At 71.0% G+C, this 22,553-nt stretch carries 23 protein-coding genes; 15 read left to right on the forward strand and 8 right to left on the reverse strand.

Annotation, left to right across the window (positions count from 1 at the left end; all coding sequences use genetic code 11):
• The first annotated feature begins 6 nt into the window (after positions 1-6).
• A complete protein-coding gene (gene sufU, locus SYYSPA8_RS30345) occupies positions 7-471 on the forward strand; it encodes a Fe-S cluster assembly sulfur transfer protein SufU (protein WP_323450593.1) in 465 nt (154 codons plus the stop codon).
• Positions 468-809, forward strand: coding sequence for a metal-sulfur cluster assembly factor (locus tag SYYSPA8_RS30350; protein WP_323450594.1), 342 nt, complete (start codon positions 468-470; stop codon positions 807-809). The genes sufU and SYYSPA8_RS30350 overlap by 4 nt, the downstream gene beginning before the upstream one ends.
• Before the next feature lie 60 nt (positions 810-869).
• On the opposite strand, the gene SYYSPA8_RS30355 is transcribed toward SYYSPA8_RS30350, so the two are convergent.
• Together SYYSPA8_RS30355 and SYYSPA8_RS30360 are read right to left on the reverse strand one after the other, a co-directional pair.
• Complete coding sequence (locus SYYSPA8_RS30355) at positions 870-1,028, reverse strand: hypothetical protein (protein WP_323450595.1); 159 nt, start codon at positions 1,026-1,028, stop codon at positions 870-872.
• Positions 1,029-1,176: 148 nt separating this feature from the next.
• A complete protein-coding gene (locus tag SYYSPA8_RS30360; protein ID WP_323450596.1) occupies positions 1,177-3,363 on the reverse strand; it encodes a tetratricopeptide repeat protein in 2,187 nt (728 codons plus the stop codon).
• Positions 3,364-3,579: 216 nt separating this feature from the next.
• Here SYYSPA8_RS30360 and SYYSPA8_RS30365 point away from each other — a divergent pair, with 216 nt between their 5' ends.
• From SYYSPA8_RS30365 to dapD, 3 genes are read left to right on the forward strand one after another with little or no spacing between them, the layout of a single operon-like run.
• On the forward strand, positions 3,580-3,900 hold the full coding sequence (locus SYYSPA8_RS30365; protein ID WP_323450597.1) for a DMT family transporter: 321 nt from the start codon (positions 3,580-3,582) through the stop codon (positions 3,898-3,900).
• A 28-nt stretch (positions 3,901-3,928) separates the two neighbouring features.
• Positions 3,929-4,525, forward strand: a complete 597-nt coding sequence (locus SYYSPA8_RS30370) for a TetR/AcrR family transcriptional regulator (RefSeq protein WP_323450598.1) — start codon at positions 3,929-3,931, stop codon at positions 4,523-4,525.
• 9 nt (positions 4,526-4,534) lie between these two features.
• Positions 4,535-5,524 carry a 2,3,4,5-tetrahydropyridine-2,6-dicarboxylate N-succinyltransferase gene (dapD, locus tag SYYSPA8_RS30375; protein WP_323450599.1) on the forward strand — a complete coding sequence of 330 codons (990 nt, stop codon included), beginning with the start codon at positions 4,535-4,537 and terminating at the stop codon, positions 5,522-5,524.
• Positions 5,525-5,528: 4 nt separating this feature from the next.
• Here dapD and dapA read toward each other — a convergent pair whose 3' ends face one another.
• On the reverse strand, positions 5,529-6,422 hold the full coding sequence (gene dapA / locus SYYSPA8_RS30380; protein ID WP_323450600.1) for a 4-hydroxy-tetrahydrodipicolinate synthase: 894 nt from the start codon (positions 6,420-6,422) through the stop codon (positions 5,529-5,531).
• Positions 6,423-6,599: 177 nt separating this feature from the next.
• Between dapA and SYYSPA8_RS30385 the strand changes: the two genes are divergently transcribed.
• A complete protein-coding gene (locus SYYSPA8_RS30385) occupies positions 6,600-7,325 on the forward strand; it encodes an antibiotic biosynthesis monooxygenase (protein WP_323450601.1) in 726 nt (241 codons plus the stop codon).
• Positions 7,326-7,693: 368 nt separating this feature from the next.
• Here the strand turns inward: SYYSPA8_RS30385 and SYYSPA8_RS30390 are convergent, their stop codons facing one another.
• Complete coding sequence (locus SYYSPA8_RS30390) at positions 7,694-7,921, reverse strand: hypothetical protein (RefSeq protein ID WP_323450602.1); 228 nt, start codon at positions 7,919-7,921, stop codon at positions 7,694-7,696.
• A gap of 73 nt (positions 7,922-7,994) precedes the next feature.
• On the opposite strand from SYYSPA8_RS30390, the gene SYYSPA8_RS30395 reads away from it, so the two are divergent.
• From SYYSPA8_RS30395 to SYYSPA8_RS30410, 4 genes are all read left to right on the forward strand, one after another.
• The gene (locus tag SYYSPA8_RS30395; protein ID WP_323450603.1) at positions 7,995-8,855 is read left to right on the forward strand and encodes a helix-turn-helix domain-containing protein; all 861 of its coding nucleotides are present in this window, start codon (positions 7,995-7,997) and stop codon (positions 8,853-8,855) included.
• The gene (locus tag SYYSPA8_RS30400) at positions 8,852-9,058 is read left to right on the forward strand and encodes a DUF397 domain-containing protein (RefSeq protein ID WP_323450604.1); all 207 of its coding nucleotides are present in this window, start codon (positions 8,852-8,854) and stop codon (positions 9,056-9,058) included. Before SYYSPA8_RS30395 ends, SYYSPA8_RS30400 begins: the two co-directional genes overlap by 4 nt.
• Positions 9,055-9,258, forward strand: a complete 204-nt coding sequence (locus SYYSPA8_RS30405; RefSeq protein WP_323450605.1) for a DUF397 domain-containing protein — start codon at positions 9,055-9,057, stop codon at positions 9,256-9,258. The genes SYYSPA8_RS30400 and SYYSPA8_RS30405 overlap by 4 nt, the downstream gene beginning before the upstream one ends.
• Before the next feature lie 398 nt (positions 9,259-9,656).
• Positions 9,657-10,715 carry an SGNH/GDSL hydrolase family protein gene (locus SYYSPA8_RS30410; RefSeq protein ID WP_323450606.1) on the forward strand — a complete coding sequence of 353 codons (1,059 nt, stop codon included), beginning with the start codon at positions 9,657-9,659 and terminating at the stop codon, positions 10,713-10,715.
• Positions 10,716-10,774: 59 nt separating this feature from the next.
• On the opposite strand, the gene SYYSPA8_RS30415 is transcribed toward SYYSPA8_RS30410, so the two are convergent.
• Positions 10,775-12,625: an endonuclease/exonuclease/phosphatase family protein gene (locus tag SYYSPA8_RS30415; RefSeq protein ID WP_323450607.1), complete on the reverse strand. Its 1,851-nt coding sequence runs from the start codon at positions 12,623-12,625 to the stop codon at positions 10,775-10,777.
• A 399-nt stretch (positions 12,626-13,024) separates the two neighbouring features.
• Between SYYSPA8_RS30415 and SYYSPA8_RS30420 the strand changes: the two genes are divergently transcribed.
• Positions 13,025-14,476, forward strand: coding sequence for a hypothetical protein (locus SYYSPA8_RS30420; RefSeq protein WP_323450608.1), 1,452 nt, complete (start codon positions 13,025-13,027; stop codon positions 14,474-14,476).
• An 83-nt stretch (positions 14,477-14,559) separates the two neighbouring features.
• On the opposite strand, the gene SYYSPA8_RS30425 is transcribed toward SYYSPA8_RS30420, so the two are convergent.
• The 3 genes from SYYSPA8_RS30425 to SYYSPA8_RS30435 form a co-directional block, all read right to left on the reverse strand.
• Positions 14,560-14,757 carry a hypothetical protein gene (locus SYYSPA8_RS30425; RefSeq protein WP_323450609.1) on the reverse strand — a complete coding sequence of 66 codons (198 nt, stop codon included), beginning with the start codon at positions 14,755-14,757 and terminating at the stop codon, positions 14,560-14,562.
• 92 nt (positions 14,758-14,849) lie between these two features.
• The gene (locus tag SYYSPA8_RS30430) at positions 14,850-16,019 is read right to left on the reverse strand and encodes a sensor histidine kinase (protein WP_323450610.1); all 1,170 of its coding nucleotides are present in this window, start codon (positions 16,017-16,019) and stop codon (positions 14,850-14,852) included.
• Positions 16,016-16,726 carry a response regulator transcription factor gene (locus SYYSPA8_RS30435; RefSeq protein WP_323450611.1) on the reverse strand — a complete coding sequence of 237 codons (711 nt, stop codon included), beginning with the start codon at positions 16,724-16,726 and terminating at the stop codon, positions 16,016-16,018. The genes SYYSPA8_RS30430 and SYYSPA8_RS30435 overlap by 4 nt, the downstream gene beginning before the upstream one ends.
• 192 nt (positions 16,727-16,918) lie before the next feature.
• Between SYYSPA8_RS30435 and SYYSPA8_RS30440 the strand changes: the two genes are divergently transcribed.
• The 4 genes from SYYSPA8_RS30440 (at position 16,919) to SYYSPA8_RS30455 (ending at position 22,451) form a co-directional block, all read left to right on the forward strand.
• Positions 16,919-17,581 carry a M15 family metallopeptidase gene (locus SYYSPA8_RS30440; RefSeq protein ID WP_323450612.1) on the forward strand — a complete coding sequence of 221 codons (663 nt, stop codon included), beginning with the start codon at positions 16,919-16,921 and terminating at the stop codon, positions 17,579-17,581.
• A 43-nt stretch (positions 17,582-17,624) separates the two neighbouring features.
• Complete coding sequence (locus SYYSPA8_RS30445; protein ID WP_323450613.1) at positions 17,625-18,449, forward strand: S1 family peptidase; 825 nt, start codon at positions 17,625-17,627, stop codon at positions 18,447-18,449.
• Positions 18,450-18,690: 241 nt separating this feature from the next.
• A complete protein-coding gene (locus SYYSPA8_RS30450; protein ID WP_323450614.1) occupies positions 18,691-20,118 on the forward strand; it encodes an alkaline phosphatase PhoX in 1,428 nt (475 codons plus the stop codon).
• A 779-nt stretch (positions 20,119-20,897) separates the two neighbouring features.
• Complete coding sequence (locus tag SYYSPA8_RS30455; protein WP_323450615.1) at positions 20,898-22,451, forward strand: vWA domain-containing protein; 1,554 nt, start codon at positions 20,898-20,900, stop codon at positions 22,449-22,451.
• The last annotated feature ends 102 nt before the right edge of the window (positions 22,452-22,553 follow it).

Below are 22,553 nucleotides of genomic sequence, written 5' to 3' on the forward strand. Positions count from 1 at the left end.
TCCTCAGTGAAGCTGGATTCGATGTACCAGGACGTCATCCTGGACCACTACAAGCACCCTCACGGGCGCGGTCTGCGCGATGGCGACGCCGAGGTGCACCATGTCAATCCGACCTGCGGGGACGAGATCACGCTGCGGGTGAAGTACGACGGCTCGCGCGTCGAGGACGTGTCGTACGACGGCCAGGGCTGTTCCATCAGCCAGGCCAGCGCGTCCGTCCTCAATGAGCTGCTCGTCGGCAAGGAACTGGCCGAGGCGCGGAAGATCCAGGAGACCTTCCTGGCGCTGATGCAGTCCAAGGGGCAGATCGAGCCGGACGACGCGATGGAGGAGGTGCTGGAGGACGCGGTCGCGTTCGCCGGCGTCTCCAAGTACCCGGCGCGGGTGAAGTGCGCCCTGCTCAGCTGGATGGCGTGGAAGGACGCGACCGCCCAGGCCCTGGGCGAAAGCTCCGAGAGGAAGACGGTATGACCGAGAACACCGAGGCCGCGGCGCTGAAGCCGGCCTCCGAGGAAGAAGTCCGCGAGGCGCTGTACGACGTGGTCGACCCCGAGCTGGGGATCGACGTGGTCAACCTCGGGCTGATCTACGGGATCCATGTGGACGACTCGAATGTCGCCACGCTGGACATGACGCTGACGTCGGCGGCCTGCCCGCTGACGGATGTGATCGAGGACCAGGCGAAGTCGGCCACCGACGGCATCGTCAGCGAGCTGAAGATCAACTGGGTCTGGATGCCGCCGTGGGGCCCGGACAAGATCACGGACGACGGGCGCGAGCAGCTGCGGGCGCTGGGCTTCAACGTTTGAGCGAGCCTGATGATCGAGGGCCCCGGTGCACAGCACCGGGGCCCTCGATATTTCTAGTTTCTAGCGGCGACTCCTGAGTGCGTTCGCGAAGAGCCGGAACGCGTGCACCCGCTGATGGCCGTGCAGGCCACGCAGGGTGGCCAGGTGCGCGGTGAGCAGGGCCGCCGTGACTGCGATAGGTAGAGCGGCGAGCAGCAGGATTCCTGGGACCAGGGACATAAAACGGAACCTTTCCGAGATTGCTTCGGCGGTGTGCCGAGGACCCCAGGCAACCCCGTTTGCCGTGCTCTGAGTGGAGAGTTCTTGCAAGCCGCAGGGGTACGCCCAGGTCACGGCGGGCGAACGGGAAATCCCGGCGGGACACGAGTCATCGGCGGAAGCCGCGTTCAGGGTCGCGCTGGCGGGTCTTCCGGAACGGCTCGAACCAGCGGTCGGCCTCCAGGGCGGCTATGCCGAGGAACTGGTTGATGGTGTTGTCGGGGTCCTCGATCCCCTGGGACCATGGTTCGTAGAGAAACAGAACGTCGGTGTCCTCCAGGAACAGATCGAGGCACATGTCGAAGTCGTAGTCCTCCAGGGTCTCCGGCAGTCCCTCGGTCAGTGTGAGGACGAGCTCCGGGTCGTACGACGCCAGCTGGCCCGCGTGCTCCACGGCGAGGTGCATGGCCATCTCCTCCCCGGTGCAGGTGGGCTGGGGCCAGGTCCCTTTCTCGATGTCACCGGCCAGATCGTCGAAGCAGCGGGCCAGCTGACGGCGCCACTGACGGTTCTGGCCCCATGTCACCACGGGCAGCTCGCTGAATATGGGGACGTAGTTGTCGCGCAGGTTCACCCGCGTATCGCCGGCTTCCTCCACCGAGTCGTACGCCTCGTCGGCGATGAGGGAGAACGCTGCCTGAAGCACCCGCATGGTTCGGGGCGCGGGCTCCCAGGGCTTGTCCTCGTCGTACCACTCCTCGTCCTCTGAGGCTGGCCCGGTTGCCCGGACAGGCTCCGGGGCAGGGCCGGTCGGCACTGCCGGCTCCTGAGGAGCCGGCGCGAATTCCTCGGAGGGCTCGTCGCAGTACGCCTGGCACACCTCGTCACCAGCATCCGCTGCTCGGCGGTACCAGTCGTCCGCCGCTTGGTAGTCGCGCATGCGACGCTGCAGATTGCCCATGAGCCGCATGGCCAGGGAGTCTCCTGCGTCGACGGCCAGCTGGAGCCACTTTGCGGCTTCCTCGCGGCTTCTGCGTTGGCAGATCACTCCCAGGGCGTGTATCGCGTGCATGCTTCCGGCTTCCGCGAGCGGCCCGAGTGACCGCACCGCGATGTCCACGCGGTCATTGGCATGGGCCGCCACGGCGATGCTGAAGCGCTGGTGGTCGTTCCCGTGCCGGAGGGCCGTGTCCCAGATCCTCTTCGGGAGCAACTCAGGGGAGGGCTGCCGATCCCGCAGGTGGGCGTCCACGAGGTAGTCGAACGCACGGAATCCCGTACCGTCCGGGATCAGCAGTCGTGTGACACCCAGACGAGGTTCGGTTGCCCAGGCCAGTGCGTCCGCCAAAGGCTCGGGACCGATGAGCCGCTTGTTGGTGCCGGGCAGATAGTGCTCGTGGAGTTCCTCCAGGACTTCCGGGGCGATCGGGGTCTCCCAGCCTGCCAGCGCCAGGTCGATCGCCACCTTGACCAGCGCGGCGCCCCGGGGGTTGCCACCGATGACCGAGGCACCTCGCAGCATGCGCCACAGCTCGGGCCCGGCGGCGAGCGACTCGGCGATTCCGAAGTCTTCGGCCTGCTGAAGGGCCAGCCGCAACCGCTGATCACGAGTTGCTCGCCACTGCTTCAGCGTCCGCTCGATCTCGCCAGGTGACCACAACCTGCTCACCTGGAACTCCTCGGCCAGCCGGGTCAGCTCACAGGCGGGGAGTTCGCGGCGGATACGGGACCGTATCGTCCCCAGGACGGCCGCCCGGGCGGTACGCAGCTGCCGGAGAGCCGGAAGGCCCAGTCCGGTCGGGCCCGTGAGGAATCGTTCCGCGTCGTCGAGCCACAGGAGACAGTTCTCACCCTGTGAGGCGGCAAGCGTGAGTGCGTCGAGGGCCTCGGCGAGTTCGTCGGCGCTGGCAGGGACGAACAGCAGATGGTCCGGCAGGACCGCGTGCATGGCTTCGTAAGCGCACCGAGTCTTCCCAGCGGTCGAGTCCCCGACCAGCAGAAGCACTCCGCCGTCTTGACCTGTTCGAGCGAGAGCCCGCCGGACAGCTCCGTCCACGTCCCGCTCGATGTAAGCGGGCACCGCGTTTCCACCCGCAGTCGTGCGGGCACGGTGGACCATCAGTTCAAGGGGGTCGGAGTCCCGTACCCGGAGCGTGGTGACCCCCGGCTGCGGCTCGGCCGGTTTCTCCTTCCGCGCCATTTCGAGGAGGCGCTTCAGGGTCTTGCGCTCGTCGTCCAGTTTTCCCCGCGGCAGCCCGGCGGCCTTCTCGATGGCGGTCAGAAAGGAGTTGAGAGCCGAGTAGGAGCCGGGGATGCGCTCCCCCTTGCGCCAGGCACTGATGGCTGTGGTGCTCACTTTTGTCAGCCGAGGGTCGGTCTCTGTCGCCTGGGCGATTCGTTCCTGGGTGAGCCGTCTGTCACCCTGGTCCATCGCGGCTTGGATGCACTGCGCCAGCTGCGCTCGCGCGCTGCCCTGACGTGGAGGTGGGTTCATGGACCCATCCTGAGGGGGCGCACCGACAGTGTCAGCATGTGTGTACGCTCGTACACATCGATGCGTACACTCGCGCCCATGGGATACGGACTGCTCGCAGCGGCCATAGCGGCGGAAGTGGCCGGCACCACGGCCATGAAGTACAGCGACGGCTTCACCCGCTTCTGGCCCTCGCTCCTCACCGTCGTCGGCTACGGCATCGCCTTCTCACTGCTCGCGCAGACGCTGAAGACGCTGGAGGTCGGCACCGCCTACGCGATCTGGGCCGGCGTCGGCACGGCGGCCATCGCCGCGATCGGGATGATCTTCCTCGGGGAGAGCACGAGCCTCGTCAAGGTCGCCGGGATCCTGCTGGTGATCGCCGGGGTCGTCGTGCTCAATGTGGGCGGGGCACACTGATGGGCGTTCCTGATCCGGGCCGGGCCCGGTGAGGGCCCGGCGTCACGACCCCGAGCGGCGGGAGCGGATCATCGACGCCGCGCTGAGGGTCGTCGCCCGCGACGGCATCGCGGGACTCAGCCACCGGACCGCCGCCGCCGAGGCCGATGTCCCCCTCGGCTCCACTACGTACCACTTCTCCTCCCTGGACGAACTCCTCGTCGCCGCACTGCGCCGCACCAACGAGAACATCGCCGCGACGGTCGGGCGGTCCCCGGCGCTCGCGCAGCCCGGCGCCGACGTCGCGGACGTGCTCGCCCGGCTGATCGGCGACTGGCTCACCACCGGGCGTGCGCGCGTCGAGCTGGGGTACGAGCTGTACCTCGCCGCCCTGCGCCGGCCCGCGCTGCGGCCCGTCGCCGCCGAATGGACCGAGCAGGTCGTCGCCGTCCTCGCCCGGCACACCGGCCCCGCCGACGCGCGGGCCCTCGTCGCGGTCGTGGACGGGATCTGCCTCCAGACCCTTCTGACGGACACCCCGTACGACGAGGAGCGCACGCGCGTGATCCTGGCCCGGATCCTCACCCCGGGCGGCGTCCGACCGCAGCGTGGGACCGGTTCGCCCGGGAGCCCGGCCGGAGGTTAGGTTTTCCCCATGACCGATACCACCGCCCCCCGCACCACCGGCGCCGTCGCCGCCGGACTCGCCACCCTCGCCGCCGACGGCACCGTGCTCGACACCTGGTTCCCCGCCCCGGAGCTGGCCGAGGCCCCCGGCCCCGCCGGCACCGAGCGGCTCACCGCCGAGCAGGCCGTGGACATCCTCGGCGCGGGCGCGGCCAAGGCGATCGGCTCCGACGCCCGGCGCGGTGTCGAGGTCGTCGCCGTGCGGACGGTCATCTCCTCCCTGGACGAGAAGCCCATCGACGCGCACGACGCCTACCTCCGCCTCCACCTGCTCTCCCACCGGCTGGTCAAGCCGCACGGCCAGAGCCTGGACGGCGTCTTCGGCCTCCTCGCCAACGTCGCCTGGACCTCGCTCGGCCCCGTCGCCGTCGCCGACGTCGAGACCGTCCGTCTCAACACCCGTGCCGAGGGCCTGCACCTCCAGGTCACCAGCATCGACAAGTTCCCCCGGATGACGGACTACGTCTCCCCGCAGGGCGTCCGCATCGCCGACGCCGACCGCGTCCGCCTCGGCGCGCACCTCGCCGAGGGCACCACCGTCATGCACGAGGGCTTCGTCAACTTCAACGCCGGAACCCTCGGCACCTCCATGGTCGAAGGCCGCATCTCCGCCGGTGTCGTCGTCGGCAACGGTTCCGACATCGGCGGCGGCGCCTCCACCATGGGCACCCTCTCCGGCGGCGGCAACGTCATCATCTCCATCGGCGAGCGCTGCCTCGTCGGCGCGGAGGCCGGTGTCGGCATCGCCCTCGGCGACGAGTGCGTCGTCGAGGCCGGTCTGTACGTCACCGCCGGTACCCGGGTCACCCTCCCGGACGGCCAGATCGTCAAGGCCCGCGAGCTGTCCGGCGCCAGCAACATCCTCTTCCGCCGCAACTCCGTCACCGGCGCGGTCGAGGCCCGGCCCAACAACGCGGTCTGGGGCGGCCTCAACGACGTCCTGCACAGCCACAACTGACGCGTTACGCCTGGTGTTGTGAGGCGTTCAGTACGGTGAGCGCCGCCCGCAGCCCGTCGACCGTCCCCCGGTTGGCGGGCTGCAACGGTTCCCGCACCGGGCCCGCGCCCAGCAGCGCCTTCGCCGTCACCGTCCCCGGCAGGCCCCCGTACATCATCAGCTCCACCAGCGGCAGCAGCCGGGCGTTCAGCCGGGCCGCTGTGGCCGTCTCCCCCCGGTCGAAGGCGTCCAGCACCGCGCGCGTCGCCGCCGGAGCCGCGTTCGCCACCGTGCTCACGTACCCGGCGCCGCCCACCGCGTACAGCGGAAGGTTCAGCTCCTCGCTGCCCGAGTAGTACGCCAGACCGGTCCGGTCGATCACCCGGGCGGCGGCGAGGAGATCGCCCGCGCAGTCCTTCACGGCGGTGATGCGCGGGTGCTCCGCCAGCCGCAGCATCGTCTCGGGCGCGATCCGGGTCCCCGTGCGGCCCGGGATGTCGTACACCATCACCGGTACGCCCACCGCGTCCGCGACCCTGCGGAAGTGCGCCTCCACGGCGGGCTGCGGGGGCCTGCTGTAGTACGGGGTCACCACCAGCAGCCCGTCCGCCCCCGCCGCCTCGGCGGCCCGCGCCAGCTCCACCGTGTGGCGGGTGTCCGCCGAACCCACACCAGCGAGCAGGGGGACCGACGGGCCCACCGCCTCCCGTACGGCCCGCAGCAGCGCGGTCTTCTCCGCGTCGGAGGTGGTCGGCGACTCACCGGTGGTGCCGTTCAGGACGAGGCCGTCGCACCGCCCGGTGCTGGTCAGCCGGGTGGCGAGGGCTGCCGCCGCGTCCAGGTCCAGGTTCTGGCCGTCCTTCGTGAACGGGGTGATCATCGCGCAGAGGGCCCTGCCGAAGGGCGGTGGAGTGGTCATGCTCGCAGTCTGCGTGGACCCGACGGCCGAGGTCCACGTAGATCTGCTTCGCCAGATGGTGAAGAGGAGCTGAAGAGTCGGGGCCCTTGACGGCCCTTGACCTCCAGCGCGCTGGAGGTTCCACGATGGTGATCCACCGCGCACCATGGGGGAGCGCGTGAACGGAGGGAACCCGTCATGCCCAGGCCCGCCATCGCCCGTACCCCGGCCCGTCCCTCCTTCGAGCGCCCGGACGCCGGGCTGATCGGCATCTCCACCTGGGACGTCCAGACCCCCGAACGCCAGCGGGCGACCGTCGCCGCCATCGAACGGGCCTGGCTCAGCCGCCCCTGGCCCGAGGGCGGGCCGCTCTCGTACACCGTCCACATCGGCGACGACGGCCGCACCCTGCTGCACTACTCGCAGTGGCCCGACAAGGCCGCGTACGACCACTTCGTCCGGACCTTCCGGGACGAGCGGAACGCCGAGATCGACGCGGCCGTGCCCGGGATCGAACGGATCCGGCTCGACTTCTACGAGCTGTACCGGGGGCGCGGGGACGCGGAACGGGAGCCGGGTTCCGTGGTCGTCGTGGAGGTCGAATTCGACGGGCCGGACGCGGGGCGGCAGCGGGACTGGGTCGACACCGTGTTCGCGGCGCTCGAATCGGACGGGACCGAGGGGGAGGGCGGGCCCCGGGCGGCAGGTATCGGTGGCTGGTTCCACGTCGGCACGGAGGGCGACCGGGTCCTGAACTACGCCGAGTGGGAGAGCGCCGAAGCCCACGAGAGGGCGCTCACCGCGCCGGGCGAAGGGATCGGCACCGGGACGCCGGAGTGGGATCGCGTGCGGGGGTTCGCGGGGGTGACGGGGAATCGGGTACGGAGATATGTGTCGGGTGTCGCACTGGTCCCTGGCGGCTGAGGGCCGCACGATCCCAGCCCTTGGGGGAGTTTGAGGCGCGGGATTGTGTGCGGGTGGGTCTCCGCCGATCCCCTGCGGGGGCGACCCTGCACCCCCGCCCACACAGCAAGCGAAGGTGGCCGGTACCCCGTGCCGGGGGGAAGAAGGGGTGGCCCCGGTCGTCCCTGTGCGGGGGGCAGGTGGCGACCGGGGCCGGGGAGCGCGAGGCGTGGGGCGCTCCCCCTTCCTCCCGGGTGCGGTCCGGGAGGGGACTGGGGGCTGGGCCTAGTTCCAGCCATGCGGGGGTATCAGGGGCGGCTCCCACGCGAGGCATAGGTAGCCGACGCCGAGCAGCGCGACGGTGATGCAGCAGCGGATGCGGCTCACGCCTACACCCCCAGCCGGCTGTTCGCGTTCCGCTCCGCCAGAGCGGGAGACAGTTGTTCGGACAGGGTCGCCCTGCGGGTGAACTCGCGCAGCCCGTCCCACTCGATCCCACCCTTCGGCGGGCGGAGCGCGTAGTGGGTCTCGTAGATCTCCATGACCTCTCCGACCACGCATTTCGCGGTGTCGTACGCGAGGTCGCCGACGCTGAGTTCGTCGCCTTCGGCAGGCATGGACCGCTTCCTCTCCGTGATGGAGTCGCTACCAAGTGCCGTCATGGTGGCCTAGAGTTGGCCGCCCTTCAACGTGCTGGAACGGGAGGAAACTTTGGTAAACCGCAAGGAGTTGAACCCCGAAGCGAGCCCTTGCGCGGCTTACGGGGCCCGTCTGCGCAGTTCGCGAGAGGCCCGTGGTTGGACGCAGGATGACCTTGCCGAACTCATGACTTACTCCGGCAGGCACATCTCGGCCGTCGAAACTGCTCGCAAACCCCCTACCCGCCACTTTTCGCTGTGCGCCGACGCCGCGTTCGGGCTCGAAAACACGACCGACACCTTTGAGCGCGCATGGCGGGAGATCCGTACGGGCGCGCTGCTGGAAGGCTTCCCCGAGTACGTCGCGTACGAGGCACGGGCCATTGAGATCCGGCTGTACGAGGTCGGGATCATCCCGGGCTTGTTGCAGATCCCGGCGTACGCGCGGGCGATGGCGGACGGCGATGTGTATCGGGGCAGCATCCCGTCCGAGCTGGCCGACGAGCGAGTGGCGTTCGTGGCTGAGCGACAGGCGGCTCTGGCGCGGTCCCGGCCGCCCATGATGTTCGTGGTGATGGACCAGAGCTGCATCCGGAGGCAGGTGGGCGGGCCCGAGGTCATGCGTGCCCAGTACGACCGGCTGCTGGAGTTCGCGGAACAGCCGAACGCCGTGCTTCAGATCGCCACCGATCAGATAGGAGAACGTCGCCCGTTCAATCTGCCGATCAACCTGCTGACGCTGGCGGACTGGACCGTGATGGCGTACGCCGAGTCCCAGATGCAGGGGTATCTGGAACGTGAGATCACCGCTGTCCGGCCGTTGCTCCGGGAGTACCATCAGCTCCAGGCCGTATCCGCCTCGCAGGCGGAATCCCTCGCCATGATCCGCGAGTTACGAAAGGGCACCCCGTGACCACCACGACCGATTCCCTCCGCTGGATCAAGTCCTCCTACAGCTCCAACGGCGGCAACTGCATCGAGTTTGCCCCCGCCTACGCGTCCGCCACCGGTGTCGTCCCGGTTCGGGACAGCAAGCAGGTCGGCGGACCGGTGCTCATGGTCTCGGCCCCCGCCTTCGCGGGTCTGGTCACCCTCGCGCGGGGGGCCGACCTGTGACGACGGCCGATTCCCTCCGCTGGATCAAGTCCTCGTACAGCTCCAACGGCGGCGACTGCATCGAGATTGCCCCCGTGTATGCGTCCACCACCGGCATCGTCCCCGTCCGGGACAGCAAGCAGGCTGGCGGGCCCGTGCTCATGGTCTCCGCCCCCGCCTTCGCCGGGCTCCTCACCCTCGCGCGAGGCGCCGGCATCTGACGGTCGTGCACGCTGATACCCGGTCCGGGTCCTCCCGGGCCGGGTATCACGCGTTCCGGGTGCGGTTCGCTGTCCAGGCACCCAGGGCGACTTTCAGCCATCCGCACCGAGCCGACAGCGTCGGCCGGGGAAACGCGTCTGCGACGGCCGTCCCTCCGTTCGCCATGGCCGCGTAGAGGCAGGGGAGGCCCTTCCTCTTTCGGGTCAAGATCACACCGGGACTCGCCATCGCCCCTCCCCGGCACCACTGCTGAGCAGGCAAAACGGGCGCACGCGCAGGCGTTGTCCAAGAACACCACGTTGCGGATCACGGTAACTGGAGCAGCGCGTTCCGTTCGTGAGTGAATGCGGATCGCTTCAGATCGTTTTCCTTGTGGGCCCGACGAAAGGGTACGGACATGCCTTCGGCCATGCGCAAGACGACGAATACTCCGGTGGTACGGCGGCTGATCGCGGCGGCCGTCGCGCTGGGCAGCTGCCTGGCCCTCGCCGGCCCGGCGGGAAGCGCCGGTGCCGCGCCCGCAGAACCCGTACCGACGGTCTTCTTCGGCGACTCCTACACCTCCAACTTCGGCATCGCCCCGTACCACGAGGACGGCGAGAGGACCTTCTGCTTCCGGGCGAAGGAGAACTATCCCGCCGTCGCCACCCGGAGCCTCGCGGACAAGGGCATCACGCTCGACGTCCAGGCGGATGTCTCCTGCGGGGGCGCCCTCGCCCAGAACTTCTGGACGGACCAGGAGCTGCTGCTGCCCGGCATGAAGGTCCCGCCGCAGCAGGACGCGCTCAAGCAGGACACCCGGCTGACCGTGGGCAGTCTGGGTGGCAACACGCTGGGCTTCAACCGCATCCTGAAGCAGTGTTCCGACGAGCTGCGGGGCCACGCCCTGCTGCCGGGAGAGCCGGTGGACGCGGACGACCCGGCCGCCAAGTGCGGTGAGTTCTTCGAGTCCGGAGCCGGAAAGCAGTGGCTGGACGGTCAGTTCGAGCAGGTCGCCGGGGACCTGGAGGAGTTGCTCGACCGCATCGGCTACTTCTCACCGGATGCCAGGCGCGTCCTGGTCGGCTACCCCCGGCTTGTGCCCGAGGACACCACCAAGTGCCTCACCGCAGCGCCGGGCCAGACCAAGCTGCCGTTCGCCGACATCCACCAGGACGCCCTGCCGGTCCTGGACCGGATCCAGAAGCGGCTGGACGACGCCATGAAGAAGGCCGTCGCCGACGCCGCCGCCGACGCCGCCACCGACGGTGGTGCCGACTTCGTGGATCTCTACGGCCAGACCGGCGGCAACACGGCCTGTGACGGTGCCAACCGGGGCATCGGCGGCCTCCTGGAGGACTCCCAGATCGGAACCGGCGACGCCCACATCCCCTGGTACGCGCACCCCAACGACAAGGGCCGCGACATCCAGGCCAAGCAGGTGGCCGTGAAGGTGGAGGAGATCCTCAACCGGTGACGCCCCCGTGGGCCGGATCAAGCCAATGGCAGTGGCTCGATCTGGCCCACGGTGCTGTCCTAGGGGCGGAAGCGCAGCACCTGCGGGTCGTGGTCGCTGTTCTGCGCCGCGAACTCCGCGTTGATGTGCACGCTGTCGTAGCGGAAGTCCCGGATCGACGGGCTCGTCAGGATCTGGTCGAGCACCTGGCTGTTGCCCTGGAAGACATAGGAGTAACGGTCCTTCCGGGGCAGCGACTTGACCGCCGGGTACAGTGCGCCGCCGTCGGTGAGGGCCTTCGTGGTCGCGGAGAACTCGAAGTCGTTGATGTCACCGACGACCAGGACGTCCGCCCGGCGGTCCGCCTTCAGGATCTTCTTGACGAAGGCGTTCACCGACTGCGCCTGCTGGAGCCGCTTCACCTCGGAGCTGCGGTTCGGGGGCTGGTACTGCGAGGTCAGGCCCTGGTCGCCACCCTTCGAGCCGAAGTGGTTGGCGATCACGAAGACCGTCTCGCCCCGGAAGGAGAACTCGCCCGCGAGCGGCTTGCGGCTGTCCTCCCACGCCGGGTTCGCCGGGTCGACCCGGCCCGGCGACAGGGTCAGCGCCGCCCGGGAGCCCTGGCCCGTCACATCGGTGGGCGTCGTCGCGTCGCCGCCCGCGCGGTCCGTGAAGGAGACCCGCTCCGGGTTGAAGAGGAAGACCTGGCGGATGTTGCCGCCCGGCTCGCCGCCGTCCTCGTTGTTCACCGGCGAGATGCTGCGCCAGTCGTACGCCGGGCCGCCCGCCGCGATGATCGCGTCCGTGAACTTCTTGACGGTCTGGTCCGCCGCGACCACGCCGTTGTTGGTCCGGCCGGTGTTGTCCTGGATCTCCTCCAGGGCCAGGATGTCGGGCGACGACAGGTTCTCCACCACGGCCCGCGCCAGCGAGTCGAACTTCTCCTGCGGGTCCGACGGGTCCAGGTTCTCCACGTTGTACGTGGCCACCGCCAGCTCGCCGCCGCGCTGCGGGCGGGTCGTCTCCGGCTTCAGGCCCCGGTCCTGGACGGTGCCCAGGGTGCGGGCGGTCAGCGTGTAGCCGCCGTGCTGGTTGAAGTCGAGCGGGCCCTCGGTGACACCGGTGAGCACGTCGCCGACGTTCGCGGTGGGGAACGGCCGCTCCGCGAGGGGTATCAGGGACTGGATCTTCAGCCGGCCGCTGTTCTGCGAGGTGTACGAGCCGTAGAGCGCGCCGCCGCGCGGGGTGCGGTTCTCGTGCGGCTTGACCGTCACCCACAGCTCGGCGAAGTCGTTGCTCGCGCCGACGACCCGGGACGTGCCGACGCGGACGTTCACGCCCTCCAGGGACTCGTAGTAGTCCAGGGCGTACGCGCGGGGGCGCAGCGGCAGCCCGTTGACGCTGCCACCGGCCGCCGGGTCGCCCTCGGGGGCGTACGCGGAGGGAACGCTCCGGGAGGTGAGGGTGACGGGCGCGGGAATCTCGTTGCCGGAGGAGACCACGGTGACGGTGGGGCGGCTGATCTGCGTCAGCGACTGGTTGCCGGAGGAGGCGCCGCCGGGGACGAATTCAGTCACCGTTCCGGAAACCTTCACCTCGTCGCCCGCCCGCACGGTCGGGGTCGAGCCGGTGAAGACGAAGAGGCCCTCACTGGTCGCCGGGTTGTCGTCGGGGGTGCGCTCCTGGATCCAGAAGCCGCGCGACGAGCCGTAGCCGCGTACCCCGGTGACGATGCCGGGGACGTCCGTCACGGTCTGGCCGGCCAGCGGCGATATTCGGGTGGTGCCCTGGATGTCGTGGACACGGACGTCGGCGGGGTCGGCGGCGGCGGTGGAGCCCGCGAGCAGGCCGGCGGCGAGCGCGGTGGCGACGGCGGCGGAGAGGACGACGGCGTTTCTCGGGGTCGCGGACGAGGAGAAGGGCGACGGCATGAATGATCTCCGGGTGAGAGAACGGGAGAGGGTGGAAGCGCTGCCCTGATGCGTCATCACGGCAGCTCTACGCGCGTCAATGTCGGTGCTGCCCCCGGAACTTGTCAAGGGCGGTCACCCGGTCCGTACCCGGACAGCCGTACGGGAACCCGTGCGCATCGGTCACCAGGGTGCTCGCAGGCGTGTGCGGAGGGTGTCAGAGGATTGCGGGCCGCGCGGCGAAACCCGGTGATATACGTCTACGCTGGAGCCCGCCCGGAGCCCTGCGCGGACCCTTGGCCCAGAGCCCTGGCCCGAGCGCGCCGCCTTCGGCCCGGGCCCGGCGGTGCCCGACCGACCCGCCGGACACCGACCGCCGGAGCCCTGACCGGATCCGTACGCCCGAGGAGACACAGCCCGATGCCCCAAGACGGCCCCACCCTGCCGCCCGTACGGCTGCGCCCGGACGCGGAGCTGGCGCGGGACGCCCTGTCCACCCCCCTGCTCGCCAGGGCCGTCCGTCTCGCCCGGTGGGCCGGGCCCGACACCCGGGTCGGCGCGGGCGGCGAGCTGGCGGACGACCTGCTGCCCCTGGCGGCGAAGGAACTGGGGCTCGACACCGACGGGGACGGGCCCGCGTACGCCAGCGAGGCGTGGCGGGTCGCCGTGGACGCGGGCCTCATCGAGGTGAGCGATCCCGAGGAGGACGCCGACGCGGAGGCCTGGGGTGCCGCCGGGCCGGGGGAGAACCTGGCGCTCGTCACCGGCGGCAGCCCGCAGGACGTGCTCGCCGTCTGGCTGGAGGCCCTGGAGGCGGTCCACGCCGACGCCATCGCGCCGCTGCTCGACGATCTCGACGACGTCATCGGCGAGGACGGCGAGATCGACTTCGGCCGGCTGGACTGGGACCCGGACGCGGAGGCCGAATTCCTCGACGGGGTCCTCGGCAACCTGTATCTGCTGACCGTCTCCGAGACCGGCGCGGGCGACGAGCCGGTGCCGCTGCCCGCGCTCGCCGCTTCCATGATCGTCCCCGATGACATGGGCGAGCCCACCAATGACGTGCTGGAGCAGGTCTCCGACGCGATGATGCGGCTGGACGACCAGTTCCGGCTGCTGGAGCCGATCGGCCTGGTCGAGTACCAGCCGGTGGACGAGGCCCTGATGGCCGAGGACGACGGCAGCGCGCCCCTCACCGACGAGGACGTCTCCCGGTACGGGCTGGTCCGGCTGACCCCACTCGGACTCCACGGCGTCCGCGCGCGGATGCTGGAGGCCGGCGTCGACGCGCCCGCCGTGGGCGAACTGGCCGACAAAGGCGCTGACGCGCTGCTGGACGGTCTGGCCCATTACCCGGAGCGGGCCGCCCGCGCCGAGGTCGAGCAGTGGCTCGCCCGGCGCGAGCCCGTGACCGCCGCCGGGGAGCTGCTGGCGGCGGCGCGCGGCGGCGACGAGGGCGGCCCGCTGCGGCGGCTCCGCGCCCAGCAGGCCCTGGCGCTCGTCGGCGACCAGGCCGAGCCCGAGGTCCGCGCGGTCCTGGACGACCCCGAGCTGGGCGGCCTCGCCCGGGTCTGGCTCGCCGAGCGCGGCGCCGCCGATGTGCCCGCGCCGCCGGAGTCCCTGATCTTCTGGCTCTCCATCGACACGATCGCCGCGCAGCTCGACGCCGAGGGCGAGTCGGCCGAGCTGTGCGACCTGATCGAAGGGCTGACCGGGCAGCACAGCGGCTTCTTCGACGCGGCCTGGCGGGTGGACCACCCCGCGACGGCCGACGTCCTGGAGGCCATGGGCCGTCTCCACCCGGACCGGCAGTCCGCGAAGGCCGCCCGGAAGGCCGCGTTCCGCGCGCGCTCACGGGCAGGGTCCCGCTGACGTCCGCCTGATACCGGGCCGCGTCGCGGGGACCTGGGTGCGTCGGCATGTCCCGCCTGTCCTGGGAACAGGCGGGGCGGCCGTCACGAGCCCGCCGGGCCCTGCCGCACCACCCTGAACCGCTGATCCACCAGATCGACACACGCGTGCAGACCCGGAGTCGGCGGGTCCACACGCTCACGTATCAGCGCGATCGCGTGCACGTTCCGGCCTGCCGAGACGAGGCTGTCCACCTCGGCGCGTATCTGATCCGGGAGCCGGTCCCACAGGTCGACGTCCATCCCCGCAGGGAACCACAGGAGCGGCCTGGGACGGCGGCCCGATCCGCGTGGGCCGGGACCGGCCGCACGACCCTGCTGGAGCGAGCCCCCTCTCAGCCCGGCGCCGACGGCAGCCGCAGCGACGCCGTCAGACCCCCGGCCGCCCCGGGGGCCAGCGTCAGCGCCCCGCCGTGACGGCCGGTGATCGCCGCCGCGATGGACAGCCCCAGACCGTGCCCCCGGCGGCCCGCCGTCGTCGTCCGGCCCTGCCCCCGCAGGAAAGGCTCCGTGAACGTGGCCACCGCCGCCGCGCTCAGCACCGGACCCGTGTTCCGTACGGTCAGCAGCGCACCGCCCGCAGGATCCGTCCCGGTCGTCAGGGTGAGCGAGCCGCCCGACGGCAGATTGTGACGTATCGCGTTCTGGAGAAGATTCACCGCGACCTGCCGCAGCAGCACGTCGTGCCCGGTCACCCAGGTCTCGCCCAGCTCCGCCGTCACCGCCACCCCCCGGTCCGCCGCCTCCTCCCGGACCAGCTCCAGCGCCTCCCCGGCGACGCCGGCCAGCTCCAGCGGGCGCGGCCGCAGCGGCTCGTGGCTCAGCGACGAGAGCTGGAGCAGCGCCTCCACGATCTCTATACCGCGCTGGTTCGTCTCGTCCAGCCGGGTCGTCAGCCGGTCCCAGTCCTGGCCCTCCGGGTCCGCGCGGGCCACGTCCAGCATCGCGCGGGTTATCGACAGCGGGGTGCGCAGCTCGTGGGAGGCGTTCGCCGCGAACCGCTGCTGCATCTCGAAGGCCTCCTGGAGCCGGTCGAGCATGTGGTCGAAGGCGTCGGAGAGGTCCGTGAACTCGTCCCGGCGGCCCGTGAGCCCGATCCTGTGGTCCAGCGCGCCCGTGGCCGCCTGGTGCGCGGCGGCCGTGATGCTCTGGAGGGGCCGCAGCACCCGGCCCGCGATCACATAGCCGGCAGTGAGGCCGACGATCCCGAGAAGGATCAGGGCGTACCCGGATGCCTCGATCAGGGCGTCCATGATCTGGTTCCGGGTGGGGGCCACCGGCCGGTCGCGGGGGTTCGACGCGGTCAGCGGATAGTTGGGGATGAAGCGCATGGCCGTGATGATCATCGCGAGCGAGGCCGACCCCGCGACCAGGGTGAAGAAGGCGTAGCTGAGGGTGAGCCGCCAGCGGGCGGTCAGCCGCCGGCGCCGCCACACCAGCAGCGGACCCGCCGCCGGATCCCCGGGCGTGAGCACCCCGGCGGGGTGCTGGGCCGCGGCGCTCATGCCCGCACGCCCCGGTCCGCCGCTCCGGGCGCTCCCTGCGCGCCACCCGTGTCGTCCATGGCGTAGCCCACCCCGGGGACCGTCCGGACCACCCACGGCTCGCCCAGGCGCTTGCGCAGGGTGGAGATGGTGATCCGGACGGCGTTGGTGAACGGGTCCGCGTTCTCGTCCCACGCACGCTCCAGCAGGGTCTCCGCGCCGACCACCCCGCCCCGCGCCGCCATCAGCACCTCCAGCACGGCGAACTGCTTACGCGTGAGCGCGATGTGCCGCCCGGAGCGGAAGACCTCCCGCCGGAACGGGTCGAGCCGGATCCCCGCGTACTCCAGGACCGGCGGGGCGCACTCCCCGGGACGGCGGGCCAGCGAGCGCAGCCGGACCACCAGCTCCCGCATCGCGAAGGGCTTGGTGAGGTAGTCGTCCGCGCCGAGCTCGAAGCCGGTCACCTTCTCCTGGAGGCGGCTCGCGGCCGTCAGCATCAGCACCCGGCAGCCGAACCGCTGCTCCACGATGACACGGCAGACCTCGTCTCCGTGGGTGCCCGGTATATCCCGGTCCAGGACGACCACGTCGTACGTGTGGACGGCCAGCCGCTCCAGCGCCGTGTCGCCGTCGGCCGCGATGTCGGCGGCTATCGCCTCCAGGCGCAGCCCCGCCTGCACCGCCTCGGCGAGATAGGGCTCGTCCTCGACAATCAGCACCCGCATACGGCGTCGTTCCTTTCCACGTCTGTGACCGGCCGATCCCGTGCGGCACTGCACAGGGCTTCATGAGACCACGGCGGGCATATCAGCGGCGTATCGGAAAAGCGAGACGCTCCCGCAACACGCCTCCCCCTTCACTGGTGACATCGGAACGCGACAGGCACCGATACCCACACGACGTCCGGAGGGCGGCCCATGACCGTGCGCCAGAACGAGCACCGCACCACTGGCGCGGAGGCCGCGCCCCCTTCGGGGCGCCGCGGGTCCGGACTCCGCGTGACGGCCGCGGCCGGTGCGCTGCTGGTGCTCGCGGCCCTGCTCGTGTGGCTGGTGACCGACCCGGGGAGCGGGCCCGCGGTGCGCGCCGCCGGCGCCGCCGAAGTCGCCGGCATCGTCGGTGCCGGCCCGGCGGGCGAGAAGAGCAAGGGAGACGGTTCCATCGGGGACGAGCGGAGACTCACCCCCTTCGACACCGGGCACCCGGCGGTCGACCGCCTCGATCCGGCGCTGCGCACCGCGCTCCGGCAGGCGGCCACCAGGGCCCGCGAGGACGGGATCGAGCTGCGGATCACCTCGGGGTGGCGCAGCAAGGCGTACCAGCAGCGGCTGTTCGACGGAGCCGTGATCAAGCACGGCGGCACGGACCGGGCACGGCAGTGGGTGGCCACCCCGGAGAAATCGGCGCACGTCTTCGGGAAGGCGGTCGACATAGGCCCGACCGACTCCGCCGACTGGATGGTCCGCAAGGGCGCCGCGTTCGGTCTCTGCCAGGTCTACGCGAACGAGATGTGGCACTTCGAGCTGCTCACCACCCCGGGGGGCGAGTGCCCGCAGCAGCGGTCGAACGCGGCCGGCTGAGAATCCACCTTTTGAGACAGGGAGTTTCCTCTTGTACAAGTCAATGAACCGACGGGTGTTCGCCTGCCTCGCGGGTGTCGGAGCGTTCGGCATCGCGCTCACCACGGCACCGTCCGCGTCGGCGATCGTCGGCGGGACCCCGGTCGCGGACGGCAAGTGGCCCTTCATGGCGCAGATCGAACAGCAGCTTGACGACGGATCGTGGGAACACCGCTGTGGCGCGGCACTCATCGACAAGCGGGTCGTCGCCACGGCGGCACACTGTTTGATGCCCGACCTGAGCAAGGACAGGATCCGGCTCGTCCTGGGGCGGACCGATGCGAATTCCCCCGGGGGCACGGTGGTCAACAAGGACCGCTTCTCCGCTTACAGGATCCCGTTCTCGACACAGACCAACACCGACCTCGCCCTCCTCGTGCTCGACCGTTCCGTCAAGCAGAAGACCGCGGCCCTTCCCCCGCTGAACACGCGACCGCAGCCCGGGCAGCTCCTGCACGTCGCGGGCTGGGGACGCACCATCCTCGAAGACCCGAACTCCAGGCCGACCCGTATGCGCGAAGCGATGCTCCCGGTCACCGAGTTCAACACCGAGGGAGGCATGTGGAGCAAGGAGTTCATCTGCGCGGGCACCGAGGAGACGCGGGTCGCGGGCAGGGACAGCGGAGGGCCGCTGTTCTCCACGACCAAGTCCGGTAAGACCGTGGTGCACGGTCTCGTGACCGGAGAGACCAACACCTGCACGGGACTCTTCACCAACCTGGGCGACCCGACCATATGGGAACCGTTCCGGAAGCCGCTCGCCTCCCACGGTCTCGCCCACGTCCTGCCGAAGGCCGCCAAGACCGTGACTGAGCAGCCGGTGGGGTGACCTCGGGATCCGGTGGCGGCCCGCTTCGCGGACCAGGCGGAGCGGGCCGCCGCCGGATCGCACCGGACCGAGTGGATCAAGCCAAGTGGACGGCCGATTATGAGCCCCCCGTGTCGCCGGGTGTTCAAAAGCGGTTCGTACGAGGGAGGAATCGTTTGCTCGCACGCCCAACATGCGCGCGGCACCAGCAAGCGAACCCACCGGATCCTCAGGTCCACCCCCTGACCCCAGGAGTCAACAGATGCCGCTCACCCGCAGGGAATTCAGCAGACAATCCGCGCTCACCGGCGCGGGTGTCGCTCTCACCGGCGCCGTCGGGGCGCTCTCCACCGCACCCGGGGCGCTCGCCGCCGATGAGCCGGCGGCCCGGGACCACACGGAGAGCCCCCGCCTCGGCTACGGACCGCTGATAACCGACCCGGAGGGACTGCTCTCGCTGCCGGAGGGCTTCTCGTACCGCGTCCTCACCCACGCCGGGGAGACCCGGCTGGAGAGCGGCGAGTTCACCCCGTCGAGCCACGACGGCACCGCCGCCTTCCCCGGCCCCCGGGGCGCGACCCTTCTCGTGGTCAACCATGAACTGCGCGGCACCCGCGACCGCTGGGACCACCCCGTACCGCTCACCGAGGGCCTGGTGTACGACCCGGCGGCCTCCGGCGGCTGCACCGTCGTGGAGTCCCGGCCCGACGGCCGTGTCGCCCAGTGGGTCGGCGTCGCCGGCACCTCCACCAACTGCGCGGGCGGCAGCACCCCCTGGGGCACCTGGATCACCTGCGAGGAGAACGAGGACCTCGCCGGGCAGAACGGCATGACCAAGGACCACGGCTACGCCTTCGAGGTCGACCCCTACGACCGCCGGGCCAACCGCGACCCCAAGCCGATCAAGGCGTTCGGCCGCTACCCCCACGAGGCCGTCGTCATCGACCCCGCGCGCGGCCACGCCTATCTGACCGAGGACGCGAACACCCCTCACGGGCTCCTCTACCGCTGGGTCCCCCCGCGCGGCTTCCGCCACGGCCGGGGCCGGCTGCGCGCCCTCGCCGACGACGCCGGGCAGCTCCAGGCCCCCCGCTGTTTCGACGCGGGCGGCCGGCTCATAGACGACCTCTCCCGGGCCACCCGGATCGGCACCGTCTACGGCGTGGACTGGGTCGACGTACCCGACCGGGACGCCCGCACCACCCCGGTGCGCCGCCAGTTCGCCGACGGCGAGATCACCCGGGGCCGCAAGCTGGAGGGCATGTGGTGGGGTGACGGCGGCGCCTACTTCGTCTCCTCGTACGCCCGCGCGGACAGCCCCGGCGGCGCGCACAACGGCCAGGTCTGGTTCTACAACCCCCGGCGGCGCACCCTCACCCTCAAGGTGCTCCTCGGTGTCGCCGACGGCTACGACGGCCCCGACAACATCACGGTCTCCCCGTACGGCGGACTGGTCATCGCCGAGGACGGCGACGGGGCACAGCACCTCTTCGGCGCGACCGACCAGGGGCGGACCTACCCGATCGCCCGCAGCGAGCTGAACAACGGCTCCGAGGAGGCCCCCGAGTACAGCGAGTTCGCCGGGGTCTGCTTCTCCCCGGACGGACGGACCCTCTTCGCCCATATGCAGTCCCCGGGGATCATGTTCGCCATCACCGGCCCGTGGCGGAGGCAGCCCCACCGCCACTGAGACCACCGAGGTCACTGAGGTCACTGAGCGGTGACCCGGTTGTACGCCTGTACCGTCCGCTTGTCGGCGGTACGGGCGTACCAGCCCCGCTCGTCGGCGGCCGGGTTCTTTGGGCAGGCGCGGCCCAGAAGCGCAGGGCACTCCTGCTGCGGAGGTTTCCGGTCACCTCCCGGCTCTCTTCGCCCCCTGCCGTCCCTCCCGGGCCGACCGATGGGATTCGGCCCTGTGGCGGGATCCTGCTCCCCGGCGGGGCCTGTCAGCGGGATCCGTCCCCTCCGTATCCCGTGCAGCGATCATCGCGACCGGACCGGGCCGCTCCCACGGCGCCGCCGCCCGCGCCGAGCGGCGCGACGATCCGGTACCCGGCGACCCACTCCATTTGGCCCCCCATGGCCGACAGTTGCCATTCTTCCCGTCACATCGACGCCGCCGCCACAATGGCCGGTTGCGATTCCCGAACGCCCGGTGCGCGGTGCTGCGGACCTCCTACAGTGATCCTGTCCAGGTGTGCGGGAGGACCCTTCCCGGGGGCGGTGCCGGGATCCGAACCACGAAATCCGGCCGTGACCGGCGCGGATCGGCCGACAATACGTTCCACCGGTTCCACGGGCTTGTTCCGCGTGGGCGGGCCCCTATGATGGGCGAACCTCCCGGTGCGCGGGCTGCGGCTCCTTCCTGCAAAGAAACCGCCGCCGTTACTTCATCTCGGGAGGCTCATTGCGAGGCGCCTTTGGGGGCCTTTGCGCTGTGCTTCCCCCCGTGAGTTCGGGGGAATTCACATGGCACGTTTTTTCACTCCTGACGTCCGCCGACCCACGGGCCCCGGCCCCGAGCGCGATGCCCGGTCCGAGCTGTTCCAACTGGTCGTCACCCATTTCCTGGTCCCGGGCGCACTGCGCGCACCCGGTGGTGAACGGTCCGAACGCTTTGTCGCGCTGGTGCGGAAACTCGCCGTCGACGACCCGGAGTGGACGGCCGGTCTGATCGGCTGGCTGCGATCCCAGAGGCCCATGCGGACGGTGTCCCATGTCGCGGCCGCGGAATATGTCAAGGCACGTACGGAGGGCCCGGCAGCCGATGGCCCCCCGGGCCGTTCCGTCGTCGGCTCGGTGCTCCGCCGCGCCGACGAGCCGGGCGAATTGCTGGCCTACTGGATGGCCAGGCACGGCCGTGCGCTGCCCAAGCCGCTCAAAAGAGGATTGGCCGACGCGGTGACCCGGTTGTGGAATGGCCGGGCGCTGCTGGAGTACGACGACGCCACCAGCGGTTTCCGCTTCGGTGACATCCTCAGCCTGGTGCACGCCGTGCCCGATCCCGCGAAGCCGTGGCAGCGCGAGCTGTTCCGGTACGCGGTGGAGCGCCGGCACCGCCCGGACACCGCCCGGCCGCCCGCGGCGGTCAAGGATCTGGCGGCCCATCACGCCCTGCTGGCGCTGCCCGTCGCCGCACGCCGGGCGGCGGTCCTCGAACCGGGCGCGGTGACCCGGCTGGCCGCCCTGGGCCTCGGCGCCGAGGAGATCGTCCGGCTCCTCCAGGGCGCGGTGGACGCCGCCGTGTGGGAGGCCCTGGTCCCGGTGATGGAGCCGATGGCCCTGGTCGACCAGTTGTGCACCTTCGACCGGGGAGGGCTCGGGGAGGCGGCCGCCCGCGGGATAGCGGAGCGGATCGCCGACCCCGCCCGGGTCGCCCGCGCCGGGGCGCTGCCGCTGCACTACCTCGGCGTCTACCAGCAGACCCCGTCCCTGCACTGGTCGCACGCGCTGGAACAGGCCCTCGGCCATGCGCTGGCGCTGGTGCCCAGGCTGCCCGGGCGCACCCTGGTCCTGGTCGACCGCTCCGCCTCGATGTGGTCCATGCTCATGGACGGCTCCCGGCTCACGAAGGCGGACGCGGCGGCCGTCTTCGGGATCGCCGTCGCGATGCGGGCCGAACGGGCCGACCTGGTGCAGTTCGGCTCCTCCAGCGCGGTGGTGCGGTTCCGGCCGGGTGAGCCGGTCCTCGTGGTGCTGGAGCGCTTCGTCAGCATGGGCGGCACCCACGCCGCCGAGGCCCTGCGCGAGCGCTACCGGGGCCACGACCGGGTGATCGTCGTCACCGACGAGCCGCTGGGGCACCGCCCCGGCGACTCCTGGCAGGCCGCTCCGGCCCCCGGACCCGGCGCGGCGGGGACGGGCGCCCCCGTCTACTCCTGGCATCTGGCGGGCCGAAGATCCGTCCGCGTACCGGAGCCGGGGGCCCCGCGCCACTACGCCTTCGACGGACTCTCCGACGACGCCTTCCTGATGGTGCCGCTGCTGGAGCGCGGCGAGCGGGGCGACTGGCCCTGGCAGTGACGCCCCGGGCCCGGGAAGGACCCGGGCCCGGGTCCTTCCCGCCCGCGTCCGGGAGTGCGCCGGCCTGCGGTCCTCAGCGGGCCCGGGCTCAGAGGGCCCGGT

The organism is Streptomyces yaizuensis (assembly GCF_034961445.1).
In the GTDB taxonomy this organism is placed as follows: Bacteria; Actinomycetota; Actinomycetes; order Streptomycetales; family Streptomycetaceae; genus Streptomyces; species Streptomyces yaizuensis.

Excerpts from the sequence above, each read along its gene's own strand:
- SYYSPA8_RS30390 (WP_323450602.1), bottom strand. The coding sequence starts at position 7,921 with ATGCCTGCCGAAGGCGACGAACTCAGCGTCGGCGACCTCGCGTACGAC.
- SYYSPA8_RS30445 (WP_323450613.1), top strand. The coding sequence starts at position 17,625 with ATGAACCGACGGGTGTTCGCCTGCCTCGCGGGTGTCGGAGCGTTCGGC.
- SYYSPA8_RS30440 (WP_323450612.1), top strand. The coding sequence starts at position 16,919 with ATGACCGTGCGCCAGAACGAGCACCGCACCACTGGCGCGGAGGCCGCG.
- SYYSPA8_RS30455 (WP_323450615.1), top strand. The coding sequence starts at position 20,898 with ATGGCACGTTTTTTCACTCCTGACGTCCGCCGACCCACGGGCCCCGGC.
- dapD (WP_323450599.1), top strand. The coding sequence starts at position 4,535 with ATGACCGATACCACCGCCCCCCGCACCACCGGCGCCGTCGCCGCCGGA.
- SYYSPA8_RS30420 (WP_323450608.1), top strand. The coding sequence starts at position 13,025 with ATGCCCCAAGACGGCCCCACCCTGCCGCCCGTACGGCTGCGCCCGGAC.
- SYYSPA8_RS30450 (WP_323450614.1), top strand. The coding sequence starts at position 18,691 with ATGCCGCTCACCCGCAGGGAATTCAGCAGACAATCCGCGCTCACCGGC.
- SYYSPA8_RS30435 (WP_323450611.1), bottom strand. The coding sequence starts at position 16,726 with ATGCGGGTGCTGATTGTCGAGGACGAGCCCTATCTCGCCGAGGCGGTG.
- SYYSPA8_RS30350 (WP_323450594.1), top strand. The coding sequence starts at position 468 with ATGACCGAGAACACCGAGGCCGCGGCGCTGAAGCCGGCCTCCGAGGAA.
- SYYSPA8_RS30415 (WP_323450607.1), bottom strand. The coding sequence starts at position 12,625 with ATGCCGTCGCCCTTCTCCTCGTCCGCGACCCCGAGAAACGCCGTCGTC.
- SYYSPA8_RS30430 (WP_323450610.1), bottom strand. The coding sequence starts at position 16,019 with ATGAGCGCCGCGGCCCAGCACCCCGCCGGGGTGCTCACGCCCGGGGAT.
- dapA (WP_323450600.1), bottom strand. The coding sequence starts at position 6,422 with ATGACCACTCCACCGCCCTTCGGCAGGGCCCTCTGCGCGATGATCACC.
- SYYSPA8_RS30385 (WP_323450601.1), top strand. The coding sequence starts at position 6,600 with ATGCCCAGGCCCGCCATCGCCCGTACCCCGGCCCGTCCCTCCTTCGAG.
- SYYSPA8_RS30425 (WP_323450609.1), bottom strand. The coding sequence starts at position 14,757 with ATGGACGTCGACCTGTGGGACCGGCTCCCGGATCAGATACGCGCCGAG.
- SYYSPA8_RS30410 (WP_323450606.1), top strand. The coding sequence starts at position 9,657 with ATGCCTTCGGCCATGCGCAAGACGACGAATACTCCGGTGGTACGGCGG.
- SYYSPA8_RS30355 (WP_323450595.1), bottom strand. The coding sequence starts at position 1,028 with ATGTCCCTGGTCCCAGGAATCCTGCTGCTCGCCGCTCTACCTATCGCA.
- SYYSPA8_RS30365 (WP_323450597.1), top strand. The coding sequence starts at position 3,580 with ATGGGATACGGACTGCTCGCAGCGGCCATAGCGGCGGAAGTGGCCGGC.